Source organism: Polynucleobacter sp. CS-Odin-A6 (assembly GCF_018882095.1).
Lineage (GTDB): Bacteria > Pseudomonadota > Gammaproteobacteria > Burkholderiales > Burkholderiaceae > Polynucleobacter.
Genome location: NZ_JACVPD010000005.1, coordinates 47,130 through 61,974, shown reverse-complemented (window position 1 = coordinate 61,974; position 14,845 = coordinate 47,130). Strand labels below are relative to the sequence as shown.

Genomic DNA, 14,845 nt, shown 5'->3' with positions numbered 1-14,845 from the left:
CCAGAGTCCGGGTAAAGTCAATTTAACAGAATAGGAGAAATACCCATGAAACGCTTATTTCTAGCATTGTTTACTGCTGTTCTAGCGCTCACCATGGTGGCTTGCTCCAAGTCCTCAGGTACAAAAGAAATCAAGGTTGCTGTTTCTCCTGCCTCTCCACCCATGTTGTTTGACGATAAAGGTCAGATCATAGGTGCGGATATGGATATTTTTCAGGGCTATTGTCAGTCTCGCGGTTGTACTTTAAAGGTGACGCCGTATGACTGGGCTGGCATGTTAGGCGCCGTATCGAGCGGGCAGGCTGATGTTGCATTCTCGGGAATCTCGATTACGGATAAACGTAAAGAGGTGATGGATTTTTCTCAGCCTTACTATGACAATGCCTGGCATTTAGTGAGCATGAAGGATAAGAATATTCAGATCACCGATTTGAGCGTACTCAAAAAGTATTCGATTGGTTATCCTCGTGGCATGGCTTACGATGATCTGATTAAGAATGAACTGGAGCCTAAAGGCTACTACTCCATAAGTAAAGTGAAACTCTATCCTTCCTATGCTGAAGTGATTACCGATCTTCAAAATGGTAATTTAGATTTAGCTTTTATTGAAGAGCCAGTATTCCTCAATTATGAAAATAAATTGAAACTGCCGATTCAAAGCAGTTATGTATTTAAAGACTTCGACCAGCTAGGCTTCGCTTTTGCTAAGGGCTCTAAACTGCGCGATGACTTTGATAAATATCTCAATGAACTTGGCCCAGAAAAAATCAAAGCCATTCTGGATAAGTGGATGAAATAAGCTCAGCAAGCTTTAAGAACTGAAACAACCTCAACCCGTAGTCAAAGCCCCGCCCTGTGACTTTTCTGGATATTCTTGCCCAGCTAGCTCAGGGTATTTCTTATACGGTGTTGGTGACCCTAGTTTGTTCGCTCACAGGTCTGGCAGTCGGCCTGACCTTATCTAGTTTGCGGCGCCTCAATATTGCCTGGCTGACCACGCTGATTGATTGCTACACCTATATATTTCGTGGTGTGCCTGTACTAGTCTTGCTCTTCATGGTGTATTTTGGCTTGCCAGGGGTCGGCTTTAAGGTGCCTCCACTTATAGCAATGGCGCTCAGTTTAGGCTTAGTTGCCTCCGCTTATTTAGCTGAAGTCTTTCGGGGTGCTTTTAATTCAGTCGATCCAGCCGAAGTCGTTGCCGCTCAAGCGATGGGCATGACGCGGATTCAGGTACTGAGGTTTATTGAATTACCGCAAATGCTCCGCTTCTCGGTACCAGGCATGGTCAACGAGTTCACCTCAGTGCTGAAGTATTCCCCATTCGCTTACACCGTTGGCATTCCTGAGATTACTAAGCAAGCGATGACACTGACCTCTACTACCCTGCGCGGTATCGAGGTTTACTTAGCAGTAGGCATTCTATATTTTCTAATTTATCGAATTTGTTTACTAGGTGTACAAATTCTGACTCAGCGATTCCAAATTCCAGGAATGACTCCAGCATGAACACCAGCACCCCATTTTTGAATAAGGTAATGCAGTGGCATTAATTCAAGTACGAGATCTTGTGAAAGAGTTCGATGGGCAAGCTGTCTTGTCCAACATTAATCTGGATTTGCAGGAGGGTGATGTCCGTGTACTCATGGGCGCATCGGGTTCAGGAAAATCGACCTTATTACGCTGCCTCAATCGTCTAGTCGAGCCTACCTCGGGATCCATTGTGTTTAGAGGTAAAGAAGTGTTGGATCCCAGTGTCGATGTCAGGGAGTTACGCAAGCAAATTGGTTTTGTATTTCAGCAATTTGCTTTGTATAGCCACCTCAGTGTTTTGGATAATGTGTCCCTAGGTTTACGAAAGCTACACAAGATGGGCAAAGCGGAAGCTAAGGAAAAAGCCTTGTTTGAGTTGTCCCACTTTGAGATGACGTCACACCAAGATAAATATCCCTCACAGCTCTCGGGAGGTCAGAAACAGCGGGTAGCTATTGCCCGTGCATTGGCAATGGATCCCGCGGTATTGGTTTTAGATGAGCCCACCTCAGCACTTGATCCCGTCATGTCTCGAGATGTAGCGGACCTCATCAATCGTTTGCATGGCGAAGGCATTACGATGATCTGTGTCACGCATGACCTAAATCTGGCTCGAAATATTGCTGATACGGTGATGTTCTTAGATCGTGGTGTGATTCGGGCAGATGATCGAATTGAGGTATTAAGTCAACACCCTGATCCGGAAATTCAAGCTTTCTTTGGCGCTGAGGAAAAGCGATGATGGGAGGATGGTCCTCGTTTATTCGCGATCTCACGGAGCAGATGCCCTTGATTTTGACTGGGCTAGTACAGACCTTGCAGTTAGCAGGTTTGATTAGCGTTTCTGGGCTGTTGCTAGGCATTGTGATTTTCTACCTAACGCTGAGTAAAAATCAGTATGTGCGTAGTGCGATTAACGCTTATATCTCCTTCTTTATCGGAATGCCATTAATCGTCTTGTTGTTCTTGATGTATTACGGACTACCGCAGTGGGGTGTACGACTGTCACCATTTACTGTTGCCTTTATTGGCTTTACATTTAATGTGGCCGCTTACAATGCCGCTTATCTGAAGACTGCTTTCAATGGCCTTGATAAAAGCCAGCTGGAGGCAGCGAGTGCACAAGGGTTTAATCCTTTGCAAATTTTTCAGCTGATTACTTTACCGCAGGTGATACGTCTCTCTATTCCTGCGCTGACAAATCAAGTCATTGCTAACCTGAAAGATAGTTCAGTTGCTTTCTTAATTCAGTACACCGAGTTCTTTGCTCGTGTACAGGAATTAGCCGCAACCAACTTTCAATTCTTCAAGGCCTATTTTTTTGCTGCTTTGGTTTATCTAGTCTTGGTATCTCTGATTGTCTTGTTGGCGCGCGCTATTGAAAGGCGTTGCTGTATTCCTGCTTAAATTGCAGTATGACGCATTGAAGAAACAAGAAGAACAAAAAAATAGCGACCCGCAGGCCGCTATTTGATTGATGGTTGACTTCGGTTATTTTGAAGTAGGCATCACAAACTCAGCGCCTTTGGCAATACTCTCAGGCCAGCGCTGCATCACACTCTTTTGCTTGGTATAGAAGCGAACGCCTTCTTTGCCATAGGCATGCATATCGCCAAAGAGGGATTTCTTCCAGCCACCAAAGCCGTGCCACGCCATTGGCACCGGAATAGGTACGTTAATACCCACCATGCCCACTTGAACACGGCGAGCAAATTCGCGGGCAATATTGCCGTCGCTAGTAAAGCAGGCAACCCCATTACCAAACTCACAGGCATTCACTAAATTGAGGGCCTCAGTAAAGTTGGCTACGCGCATACAAGACAGTACTGGCCCAAAAATTTCCTGTAAGTAGATCTTCATATCTGAGGTCACGCCATCAAATAGGGTGCCACCGATAAAGAAGCCATTGTCATGACCTGGTACCTTTAGACCACGACCGTCTACCAATAATTTGGCGCCTGAGGCGACGCCACTTTCAATGTAGCCCGTGATTCGCTCTAAAGCCGCTTTAGTCACAATCGGGCCCATCTCGGCATCCAACTCCATACCATTCTTGACCTTGAGGGTCTTGGTGCGCTCAATCAGTTTTGGCATGATTTTTTCGGCAACATCACCAACCAAGACCGCCACTGAAATCGCCATACAACGCTCACCAGCAGAGCCATAAGCAGCACCAATTAATGCATCAATTGTTTTATCGATATCGGCATCCGGCATCACCACCATATGGTTCTTTGCGCCACCTAGGGCTTGGGAGCGCTTACCAAAGTGAGCGCAACGCTCATAAAGATAGTTTGCAATTGGGGTAGAACCAACAAAGCTCACGGCTTTGACATCGGGGTTCTCAATCAACGCATCTACCGACTCTTTATCGCCTTGAACTACGTTAAAGACGCCATCAGGCAAACCGGCCTCTTTTAACAGCTTGGCCATCAAGAGGGAGGCTGAGGGATCTGTCGGGCTCGGCTTCAGGATGAAAGTATTGCCACAAGCAATCGCTACCGGGAACATCCACATCGGTACCATCACTGGGAAGTTAAAGGGAGTAATGCCCGCCACAACACCGAGAGGCTGGCGCATGACCCAGTTATCGATATCAGTAGATACTTGCTCGGTATAGTCGCCCTTGAGAAGCTCCGGAATGCCAGTAGCAAACTCCACGATATCAATACCGCGGGTCACTTCGCCTTGGGCGTCTGTAAACACTTTGCCGTGCTCGGCGGTGATGATGGCGGCTAGTTCATCGCGATGGGCATTGAGAAGCTCTAAGTACTTAAACATGATGCGCGCACGACGCAGCGGGGAAGTCTGGCTCCAAGTCTGAAAGGCGGTTTGAGCGACAGCAACAACCTCATCGACCTCTTTACGGCTGGCTAACGCAACGCGCCTGGCGACAGCACCGGTAGAGGGGTTAAAGACATCGGCAAAGCGGCCATCCTTAGGACTGACCAGCTTGCCACTAACAAAGTGGCCAACATCTTCTTTTGATTCAAAGGCTTGCGGTGCGTTCATAGTATTTTGCTTAATATTTTTTAACTCGTTTTGGGTTCAATACGGATACTTAGGCTATTTTCCCAGCAACTGTATGGTCTCGTTTATCCTACAGAGTCTATTTTATCGCTTTCGTTAGTTCTATACTTTTTTTGCCCCAAAGGTCAGTAAATGAGTCTGCTATTTTCTAGTTTTACCTTGAGCTCCCCAAAAGGGCCTTTAGCCCTCTCAAATCGGGTAGTCGTGGCGCCAATGTGCCAGTATTCCGCAGTCAATGGAGAGGCTCAGGATTGGCATTTAATGCATTGGGGCAACCTGCTTAATAGTGGAGCAGGACTTTTCATTATTGAGGCCACTGGGGTGACGGCGGAAGGCCGCATTACCCCCGCATGCCTAGGCTTATGGGATGACCGAACGGAAGCAGCCCTTAAAGATAAACTCACCAGAGCCCGTAGTTTGGCCCCAGCCACCCCGGTATTTATTCAGCTAGCTCACGCTGGACGAAAGGCCTCAAGTGCTACTCCCTGGGCTGGTGGTCAATTACTGTCTAAGGAGCAGGGCGGTTGGGAGATGGTGGCACCATCAGCTATTCCGCAGTTAAAGGATGAGCGCTTGCCGCATGAGCTCTCAAAATCAGAGTTAACAGAATTGGTTGCAGCATTTGTAGTAGCTACGCAGCGGGCTGAACGGATTGGAATTGATGGCGTAGAGCTGCATGGCGCACACGGCTATCTATTGCATCAGTTCTTGTCGCCGATTGCTAATCAACGGACCGATGAATATGGTGGCTCTTATGAAAACCGCATTCGTTTTCCTTTGGAGTTATTTAAAGCAGTACGTGATGCTTACAAAGGGGTCTTAGGCATTCGTATTTCTGCAAGCGATTGGATTGAGGGCGGCTGGACGCCGGAAGAGACAGCTGATTTTGCTGCCCGACTCAAGCCCTTGGGATGTGATTTTGTCCACATCTCCTCGGGTGGGATTTCTCCGCTACAAAAGATTGCGATTGGTCCAAATTATCAAGTCCCATTTGCTAAGATTGTTAAAGATAAGTCTGGTATTCCGACGATGACTGTTGGCCTGATTACCGAGCCTCAACAAGCTGAAGCGATTTTGCAGGCAGGTGATGCCGATCTGATTGCGTTAGCCCGTGCATTTTTGTTCAAGCCAAGATGGGCTTGGGAAGCGGCTGCAGTCTTGGGCGGTACCGTTCCATCTAATGAGCGTTACTGGCGCTGTTTACCACGTGAAGCCCAAGCCATTTTTGGTGATGTCAAAGTAGGGCAACGTTAATTCATAAAATCAGTGTTCAAGATGAAGTCTAAAGATAGAAAAACTGGAGACAAGATGAAGATAAGAAATAAAATTTACAGTTGTTTGGCCTTGATGAGTATTGCATTGATAGCAAACTTTGCGCATGCACAAGCTTTTCCAGATCGTCCAATTACACTAGTGGTTCCCAATCCACCCGGTGGTTTGGTGGATACCTCAGCGCGCTTGTTAAGCGAGCCACTGACCCGTGTAATTGGCCAGCCCGTGATCGTGGACAACAAACCTGGTGCAAGTGGAAATACCGCCTATCAATTTGTTGCTAAGGCTAAGCCAGATGGCTATACCTTATTGATTTCATACTCTGGTTACCATGTCGGTAATCCGTCTTTGATGGATAAATTACCCTGGGATCCGATCAAGGATTTTTCACCCGTAGCCTTATTAACAGTTTCTACAAATGTAATTGCTGTGCACCCTTCAGTGCCAGTGAATAATTTGAAGGAATTGATTGCCTATGCCAAAGCGAATCCCGGAAAACTGAATTACGCATCTCAAGGTAACGGCTCTGTATCTCATATCGGTACTGAAATCTTTAAGCAAAATACTGGTGTTGATATTGTTCATGTGCCTTACAAAGGCTCTGGTCCAGCAGTTCAAGATGTGTTGGCTGGTCAGGTACAGGTATTCATTACAACGCCACCTTCAGTAATGCAACATGTCCAAAGTGGCAAGCTCAAAGGTTTAGCAGTAACAGGCAAGAGCCGTCATCCCGGCATGCCTAATGTGCCCACAACTGCCGAGGCAGGTTTACCTACATTCCAATTAGAATCTTGGGTTGCCTTATACGCTCCAGCAGGGACACCAGCACCGGTGATCACTAAACTCACTGATTCAGTAAAGAAAAGCCTCGCATTGCCAGAAGTAAAAGAGCGCTCAGAAGCTGCTGGTGTGGAGTTACGTTATCTCACTCCTACAGCGATGGATGCTTTGCTCAAAAAAGAATTACCTTATTGGGATAAGGCAATCAAGTCAGCTAATATCAAGCTGGATTAAGTCCAACTCCCCTCACAGATTCAATGGAATGAACCGTCAATGAAGCAACACGCCGTAAGAGAATCTTGGCTAGAGGATGCCGTTAAACATTTGGAGCCGGTATTTTCTAAAGCGGGATATGCCATTCCACCGGTGAGGGTATCTTGTGGTTTTCCAGCCTCTAGCAGTCCGAGAACTACGCTAGGACAATGCTGGCCCCGCGAGCGCTCTGGCGGCGGTGTTAACGAAATCTTTATCTCCCCCAAAATAGATGACCCCGTCCAACTTCTAGACACCTTGGTGCACGAGCTGTGTCATGCTGTAGATGATTGCTTTAGTGGTCATGGCGAAGACTTTAAGGGGATTGCTCAGACAGTAGGCCTAGAAGGTCCTGCTCGAATGGCTCATGCTACAGAAGCGTTGATGGTGCGTTTAATCATGATTAGTCAAGAGCTTGGACCATACCCGCATCAAGCGATTGTTTTTCCGCCACCCAGACCGAGTAATGCAAGTCGCAATAAAGCTAAATGTGGACAGTGCGGCTATGAAGTAACTTTATTAAAAAAATGGGCTACTTATGGCGCTCCCATTTGTCCCAAAGACAATATCCGAATGCAAGAGACTGAGATTGAAACCATAGAAAATACCACTGAGTACGATACTGAATCTGTAAAAGGATCAAAGCCTAAGTCAGATGAAATTCGTCGCGCAATTAGCTAATTAGTATGACTCAAGCCTATGCATCTATTACTCAGCAAATGCTACAAGCATTTCAGAGTCAACACTTAGACACTGCCGAAAGGTTGGCAAACATGATCCTGAAGATCAATGCCAAAGATTTAGTGGCTCTTCAGGTTTGCGGGCTTTCATTGGCAATGCAGGGGAGGGTGGCTGAATCTGTAACCCCCCTATATAAAGCGTACCAACAGGATCAAAAAAATCCTGAGCTCTTGGCAAATCTAGCAAAAGCTCAGCATGGTGCTCATATGTATGCTGAAGCTATTGTTACTTACAAAAAATTAAATTTATTAATTCCTAACAACGCGCAAATTTTGACTGATTTAGGAACTTCATTTGCTAAAGCAAAGAATTTTCAAGATGCAGAGGATTCCTTCGAGAAAGCGATTCAGGTTGAGCCTCATTATTTCTTAGCTTGGTCAAATCGGGGAAATCTGCTGGCCGAGATGGGGTTTGCAACAGACGCAATCGCTTCATATAAAAAGGCACTGGATTTAAAACCAGATTATGCGGAGACATGGACTAACTATGGCAATGCTTTATTTGATCTCAGTCGCTATCAAGAGGGTCGCTTAGCTCATGAACAGGCATTGAAATTGAGACCTGATTATGCGGAGGCATGGTCGAATTATGGCAATACCCTTTTAGAGCTTAAGGATCCCGGGGATTATGAGGCTTATCAAAAAGCCTACACATTAAATCCTGATCACCCATTTCTAATTGGGCAATTATTTAACGCAGCCACTTGTCGATGCGATTGGAGTCACTCCCAGCCTTTAGCTTCCAAAATAATCTCCCGGGGAGATCTTGGTGAAAAGGTAGCCCATCCCTTTATTTTCCTTCAGACGAATGCATCGCTCAAATTACAAAAATTAGCTGCTGAAATTTTTATTCACGATCGAATTTTAAATACAAAGCCTAATATCCTTAGCTCTCTCGACCATAACGGGGATGGAAAAAAAATCCGTATTGGATATTTTTCTTCAGACTTTAAGGAGCATCCTGTTGGAGTATTGATGCAAAATTTAATCAAAATGCATAATCGAAATCACTTTGAAGTCTATGGATTCTTTTTAAACGCCCCTACTGGGGATGCCATTGAAGGCCGATTGCTTGATGATTTTGATGCAAGCGTTAGCCTTCATTGCATTAGTGATTCTGATGCTATGAATTTAGTCTTGGCTAAGAAGCTGGATATTGCCATTGATCTCAATGGACATACTAGTGGCGCAAGAACGGCGCTATTCGCTAGGAAAATTGCGCCTGTTCAGGTGAACTATTTGGGTTATGCAGGGACATCGGGCGCTCATTTTTACGATGCATTAATTGCCGATCAGTTTGTCATTCCGCAAGAACATCAAGCCTATTATTCTGAGCCCATCGCCTATCTACCAAATTCATTTTTTCCTGTGGATACGAGTATTCCAATTGAGTCTTTTGGTGATCTGCCAACAAAGTTGAGTGAAGGGCTGCCTGAAAAGGGGTTCATTTTTGCTTGCTTTAATAATGCTTACAAGATCACACCGCCTATTTTTGACCTGTGGATGAATCTCTTGAAGGAGGTGCCTGACAGTATTTTATGGCTCTCCAAACCGTCTCCCGAGGCCATTCTTAATCTTCAAAAAGAAGCAAAATCTAGAGGCATCGATGAAAGCAGATTGATTTTCGCTACTCGAACACCTGGGCGGCAAGAGCATTTGAGTCGATTGCGACTAGCAGATTTATTTTTAGACACGTCTAACTACAATGCCCATGCTACTGCCGCTGATGCTTTATGGGCTGGGCTGCCGCTACTTACTCAGAATGGGAATACATTTGCCGGGAAGGTTGCTGCAAGTTTGCTGAATGCTTTAAGTTTGAATGAATTAATTGCTGATTCCGAGTCAGAGTATTTTGCTAAGGCATTGGAATTTGCGAGAAGCCCGGAAAAACTAAAAGCAATACGAGACCAATTAGCAGTAAATCGTGCTCACTCACCGCTATTCAACACAAAGCAATATGTCGAGGATTTAGAGTCGCTGTATGTGAAATTAGTAAATAAAGCTAACTTGCAATAAACACAGCTTAGCTCCAAACAGGATCCTTCTTACTAGCCTTGGCAATTTCTGCCAAGACCTCTTCATGCAGTCGGCAATCTTCTGCGCTGGCTGTCATCAGCTTGAGGTTGGTTGGCAAAGCTGGCATTTTCCCAGAGGCATCCATACCGACCGTATAGTCGATCAGGTCAATCGAAAGATCTTCTTGGCCCCGCGTCATCGCTACATAGACTTCGGCAAGTAACTGGGCATCAAGTAGGGCGCCGTGCAAGGTGCGATGCTGATTACTAATTGCAAATCGATCACAGAGTGCGTCAAGTGAATTACGCTTACCAGGAAACATTTGACGCGCATCGATGAGGGTGTCAGTAATTTTTGAAGCAAGACCTCTAAAAGTAGGCCGTTTAAGCAAGGCAAACTCGTTATCTAGAAATCCCAGGTCAAACGGGGCGTTATGAATCACAACTTCGGCGCCATCTACAAACTCAATTAACTCTTCAACAATATTGGCAAAAAGAGGCTTGTCGGAGAGGAATTCTCGAGAGAGGCCATGTACAGCAAAGGCACCCGCGTCGATATCTCGCTCGGGATTAATGTAGTAGTGGAAAGTCCGATCAGTTAGTCGACGACCGACCATTTCTACGCAGCCAATTTCAATAATGCGATCGCCCGTGGCAGGATTCAGGCCAGTGGTTTCAGTATCCAGAATAACTTGACGCATTAGATGCCTTTTAGGACGGATGGGGGTATTTCAAGGGGTCCGTTACCCGCATATTTATCTAGATATAGATAGATCACAGGGGTAATAATGAGTGTTACAAATTGCGAAAAGATTAAGCCACCAGCTACGCTGATCCCTAAAGGCTGACGAAGCTCTGCGCCAGCACCAATTCCGAGGGCAATGGGGAGTACGCCCATTAAGGCGGCAAAAGTAGTCATCATGATAGGGCGGAAACGCAGAATACAGGCCTCCCGAATCGCTTTCTCAGGCGTCATGCCTTGATTCCGTTGTGCGTCCAATGCAAAGTCAATCATGAGGATGGCGTTCTTTTTCACAATACCGATCAAGAGCAAAATACCAATCGAGGCAATGACAGTAAGCTCAAATCCAAAAATACGCAGTGCCAAGATGGCGCCAATCGCTGCTGAGGGCAGACCCGCCAAAATGGTTAGCGGATGAATGTAGCTCTCATACAGGACGCCTAAGAGAATATAAATCACACCTAGGGCTGCAAAAATGAGGATTAATTGTCCCGACTGATTACTCTTAAAGACAGCTGCGTCGCCGCCGTAGCTCGTAATAATTGAATTTGGCAACTTAATTTCATTGGTGTACTCCTCAATCTTTTTGGTGGCATCCCCCAAGAACACATCTGGGGCCAAATTGAACGATAAAGTCACGGCAGGGATTTGCCCTTGGTGGTTGACAGCGGTAGGACCAATCGTTCTGGTAAAGCTGGCTACGCTGGACAGTGGTATGAGCTTATCGGTTGCGCGGCCACGAACAAAAACCTTGTTGAGATCGGTCTCATACTGGCGATCTTCTTCGGCAGTTTCCAGGATGACGTAGTAAGTATTGACGGGGGTATAAATGGTGGAGACTTGTTTTTGGCCAAAGGAGTTGTACAGAGCAGCGCGGATATCGGTGATGGAGATGCCAGCACTGGCTGCTTTTTCACGGTCAATATCAATTTTGACATTGAGGCCTTTCATCTGAGAGTCGCTGGTGACGTCGCGGAAGATGGGGTCAGTACGCATTTTCTGCATTAACTTATCGGCCCACTCGTTCACACCTTCAAAGCCGACGCTTTGTAATGTAAATTGATAGCGACTTTTACTACCGCGGCCACCGAGTTGTAAATTTTGTACTGGGCGCATGAACACCTGTAGTCCAGGAATTTCCCTGAACTTGGTTCTGAGTTCTTCCATTACTTTTGCCATCTTGGGTCGTTCACCCTTGGGCTTTAAAACGACAAAGATACGACCAGTATTACTGCCTGAGCTATTACCTCCGCCAACAATTGAAATAGAGCTCTCTACATTCGGATCGTTATTGACTATGGCCGCTGCACGGTCTTGGAGGATTAGCATCGCTTTGAAAGAGATATCCTCTGATGCCTCAGTGGTTACCGAAATTTGCCCAATATCTTCTTCTGGAAAAAATCCCTTAGGACTAGTTACAAACAGAACAACGGTAAGCACAAAAGTAGATAGTGCGCCCCACAATACTTTTTTGCGGTTGAGTAATGCCAAGTCTAAATAGTGGACATAGGTCTTGAGCATCCAATCAAAAAAGCGGTCAAACTTTTTATTGATGGCATATTCTTTAGCATGTTGTCCTGGCTTAGGTAGAAAGCGACTGCACAGCATTGGGACCACTGTGAGTGATACCACTGCCGACACCAAAATCGAGAGCGATACCACTACTGCAAATTCTCTAAACAGGAGACCAGTGGGGCCCGGCAAAAAGAAGAGAGGGATAAATACAGCTACCAAAGAAAGAGAAATGGAAATAATCGTAAATCCGACTTCCTTACTTCCTTTAAGGGCGGCTTTGACTGGATCCATCCCTTGCTCAATGTAGCGCATGATGTTTTCTATCACAACAATCGCATCATCTACCACTAAGCCCACTGCCAACGTAATGCCCAGTAAAGAAATATTGTCTAGGCTGTAACCTAAGGAATATAACAAGGAGAAAGCACCTATCAGTGAGATAGGAAGGCTGATTGAGGGGATGATCGTGGCTGAAAGATGTTTTAAAAATAAGAACATCACAAGCACTACTAGAAGCACCGTTAGCGCTAAGGTGATATTGACGTCATGGATCGCTTCAATAATGGAAAGCGAGCGGTCATTCGCGAGCTGCAACTGAATCGAGTCTGGCATTTGTTTTTGAAGTTGCGGCAATAACTCTTTGACGGATTGAACTACTTCAACCGTATTGGCGTTCGGCTGACGTAACACAGCGATGGCAATGGATCTCTCACCATTCACACTGGCTAAGGTTTTCACATCCTCATAGCTTTCAATCACTTCAGCTACATCTTTCAGGTAGATCGGCAAGCCATTCTTTTGACTAATAATGAGGTTGCCAAATTCTTCTGGTCTAACCAATTGCGGGTTGGCATAAATCGTGATCGATTGGCGGGGGCCATCCAAAACACCTAGGGGACTATTGGCATTGGCTTTGTTAATCGCAACCGAGACATCCTCCATCGTGAGATTGCGGTTACCTAAAGCATCTGGGTTAACGCGTACGCGGACGGCATAACGCTTCGCTCCATAGACGATGACCTGCGCAACGCCGCTGATGGTAGATAAGTTGGGTGAGAGGAGATTTTCTGCATAATCATTTAGATCGGAGAGGCTCACTGAAGGGGACTGCATCCTTACTACTAAAATCGGAGTGTCGGCCGGATTCACCTTACGGTAAGACGGTGGCACCGTCATTTCAATTGGGAGACGTTTTTGTGCGCGCAGTAATGCAGCTTGTACGTCGACTGCGGCTTTATCGATATCGCGATCGGTATTGAACTCGAGGGTAACGCTGGTGCTACCAAGCGAGTTTGTCGAGCTGATGACCTTCACGCCATCAATAGTCGAGAACTCTTTTTCAAGGGGTAGCGCTACAGCCGAAGCCATATTTTCTGGTGAAGCCCCTGGTAGCGATGCGCTCACAGAGATGATGGGTGTATTGAAGCTCGGTAATGCAGCTACTGGAATATTGAGATAAGCGACTATTCCAGCAATCACGGTCGATACTGAAAGCAATACCGTCATTACCGGACGGCGAATACATAATTCAGATAGGGTCATTTCTTGTCTGAAGCCGAAGGAGTGGCTGGAGCGCTAGTTTCTGCAGGCTTTGCAGGTGCAGCAGCGGCAGGAGCTGAGTTTGCGCTCTTAGCCTCCTTAGCCTCTTTGGTTTTGCTGCCAGGTCGTAAGTTTTGCTTGCCCTCAACTACCACTCGATCGCCAGGCTCAATGCCGGTAATAACCGAATTGCCTTGGTATTCATAAACTACTTTAACCGGCTTAGATATTGCTTTGCCATCTTTGTCCACTGTATAGACCAACCTGCCACGGGGATTAATCACAATGGCTTGCGAGGGAACTGAAAGGGCATCCTTTAAATTACTGGCAACCAGAGAGACACGTGCAAATTGTCCTGGCAACAAAGTCATGGCATCGTTCGGAATTTGTGCTTTGACTCTCACTGCTGCAATGGAAGGATCCACTTGGTTATCAATCACCAAGACTTTGCCTTGGTACGTTTTTTTGCCAGAGTCACCGACGGTTACCTGAACAGTGAGTGGTTCACCATCCAGTTGGTTCTCCAACAAAATAGGGATATCTTTTTCTGGGATCACAAACTGGACATTGATCGGATTCAGTTGAGTGATGGTGACCATGGAGCCAACACTAGTGGTTGCGGTTGAGCTAGTGGCAGTGCTGACTACATTGCTTGCTTGCACCAGTGACCCTGGGAAAACATTCACAATGCCTGCCCGCCCAGTAATTGGGGAGCGGATGGAATCAAAAGAGAGTTGAACCTCTGCAGAACGTGCTGCAGCTTGGGCTGACTTCGCATTCGCAAGAGAGGTCTCTAAACCTGCCTTAGAGATAAAGTTTTTTGCAACTAATTCTTTAGCACGCAAGTATTGATTCTGTGCGTCATCGGCTAAGGCTTTTAATCTTTCGTAATTCGCTTTGTCATTCCGATTATCTAAGGTAAAGAGAAGCTGTCCTTCTTTGACCTCCTCCCCATCTTTGATGTGAATCTTGGCGACGGTATTAGTCACCATTGGGCGGATATCCACAATGCTATTACTCACGATCGTGCCGGTGGCCTCGATTACGAGTGGAATCTCTTTTTTATCGACTACAACCGAGGTGATGGTGACGACCCCGCCCTTTTTTTCAGCGGCGGGGAAGAAATAATCGTAGGCTTTTGAGCCCGCATACAAGACGACAAGCACAATCAAAATACGCCATTTATATTTCAGGGCAAATGCTTTGACGGTGGCGTAGTCTAATTTTTTGAGCTGATCCAGGTGTAGGTATGGGGAAGCTTTTTTCCACAATGCGCAGAGGCGAGTCATGACCCAGTTCTTGAGCTTAGGAAGCGAAGCAACTGCTTTATCGAGTGCTGATTCAATTTTTGACACGGTCTCGGAGCTTTTCTTTGTTCTATTTGGGTTTAGCGAGGAATTTTTTTACCCGCTTTGAATCTGAACATTC

At 46.0% G+C, this 14,845-nt stretch carries 12 protein-coding genes; 8 read left to right on the top strand and 4 right to left on the bottom strand.

The window, feature by feature from the left end; translation table 11 throughout:
- Positions 1-45 precede the first annotated feature (45 nt).
- Genes ICN15_RS10635 through ICN15_RS10620 form a run of 4 tightly spaced genes read left to right on the top strand, consistent with a single transcriptional unit; the run spans position 46 to position 2,939 of the window.
- A complete protein-coding gene (locus ICN15_RS10635; protein WP_216202721.1) occupies positions 46-798 on the top strand; it encodes a transporter substrate-binding domain-containing protein in 753 nt (250 codons plus the stop codon).
- A gap of 56 nt (positions 799-854) precedes the next feature.
- Positions 855-1,508 (top strand): amino acid ABC transporter permease, encoded by a 654-nt coding sequence (locus tag ICN15_RS10630; protein ID WP_216202720.1) that lies wholly within the window; start codon positions 855-857, stop codon positions 1,506-1,508.
- Between the two features lie 34 nt (positions 1,509-1,542).
- Positions 1,543-2,274, top strand: coding sequence for an amino acid ABC transporter ATP-binding protein (locus ICN15_RS10625; protein WP_216202719.1), 732 nt, complete (start codon positions 1,543-1,545; stop codon positions 2,272-2,274).
- Positions 2,271-2,939 carry an amino acid ABC transporter permease gene (locus ICN15_RS10620; RefSeq protein WP_216202718.1) on the top strand — a complete coding sequence of 223 codons (669 nt, stop codon included), beginning with the start codon at positions 2,271-2,273 and terminating at the stop codon, positions 2,937-2,939. Before ICN15_RS10625 ends, ICN15_RS10620 begins: the two co-directional genes overlap by 4 nt.
- Positions 2,940-3,023: 84 nt before the next feature.
- Here the strand turns inward: ICN15_RS10620 and ICN15_RS10615 are convergent, their stop codons facing one another.
- Complete coding sequence (locus ICN15_RS10615) at positions 3,024-4,544, bottom strand: CoA-acylating methylmalonate-semialdehyde dehydrogenase (protein ID WP_216202717.1); 1,521 nt, start codon at positions 4,542-4,544, stop codon at positions 3,024-3,026.
- 150 nt (positions 4,545-4,694) lie between these two features.
- Here ICN15_RS10615 and ICN15_RS10610 point away from each other — a divergent pair, with 150 nt between their 5' ends.
- From ICN15_RS10610 to ICN15_RS10595, 4 genes are read left to right on the top strand one after another with little or no spacing between them, the layout of a single operon-like run.
- On the top strand, positions 4,695-5,816 hold the full coding sequence (locus ICN15_RS10610; protein ID WP_216202716.1) for an NADH:flavin oxidoreductase/NADH oxidase: 1,122 nt from the start codon (positions 4,695-4,697) through the stop codon (positions 5,814-5,816).
- 54 nt (positions 5,817-5,870) lie between these two features.
- Entirely contained in the window at positions 5,871-6,848 is a 978-nt protein-coding gene (locus tag ICN15_RS10605; protein ID WP_370625449.1) for a Bug family tripartite tricarboxylate transporter substrate binding protein, read from the top strand.
- A 39-nt stretch (positions 6,849-6,887) separates the two neighbouring features.
- The gene (locus tag ICN15_RS10600) at positions 6,888-7,547 is read left to right on the top strand and encodes a SprT family zinc-dependent metalloprotease (protein WP_216202715.1); all 660 of its coding nucleotides are present in this window, start codon (positions 6,888-6,890) and stop codon (positions 7,545-7,547) included.
- Positions 7,548-7,552: 5 nt separating this feature from the next.
- Positions 7,553-9,622 (top strand): tetratricopeptide repeat protein, encoded by a 2,070-nt coding sequence (locus ICN15_RS10595; protein WP_216202714.1) that lies wholly within the window; start codon positions 7,553-7,555, stop codon positions 9,620-9,622.
- 7 nt (positions 9,623-9,629) lie between these two features.
- On the opposite strand, the gene dnaQ is transcribed toward ICN15_RS10595, so the two are convergent.
- Genes dnaQ through ICN15_RS10580 form a run of 3 tightly spaced genes read right to left on the bottom strand, consistent with a single transcriptional unit; the run spans position 9,630 to position 14,772 of the window.
- Complete coding sequence (dnaQ, locus tag ICN15_RS10590) at positions 9,630-10,322, bottom strand: DNA polymerase III subunit epsilon (RefSeq protein WP_216202713.1); 693 nt, start codon at positions 10,320-10,322, stop codon at positions 9,630-9,632.
- On the bottom strand, positions 10,322-13,420 hold the full coding sequence (locus ICN15_RS10585; RefSeq protein WP_216202712.1) for an efflux RND transporter permease subunit: 3,099 nt from the start codon (positions 13,418-13,420) through the stop codon (positions 10,322-10,324). Before ICN15_RS10585 ends, dnaQ begins: the two co-directional genes overlap by 1 nt.
- Positions 13,417-14,772, bottom strand: a complete 1,356-nt coding sequence (locus tag ICN15_RS10580; RefSeq protein WP_216202711.1) for an efflux RND transporter periplasmic adaptor subunit — start codon at positions 14,770-14,772, stop codon at positions 13,417-13,419. The genes ICN15_RS10585 and ICN15_RS10580 overlap by 4 nt, the downstream gene beginning before the upstream one ends.
- Positions 14,773-14,845: the final 73 nt, after the last annotated feature.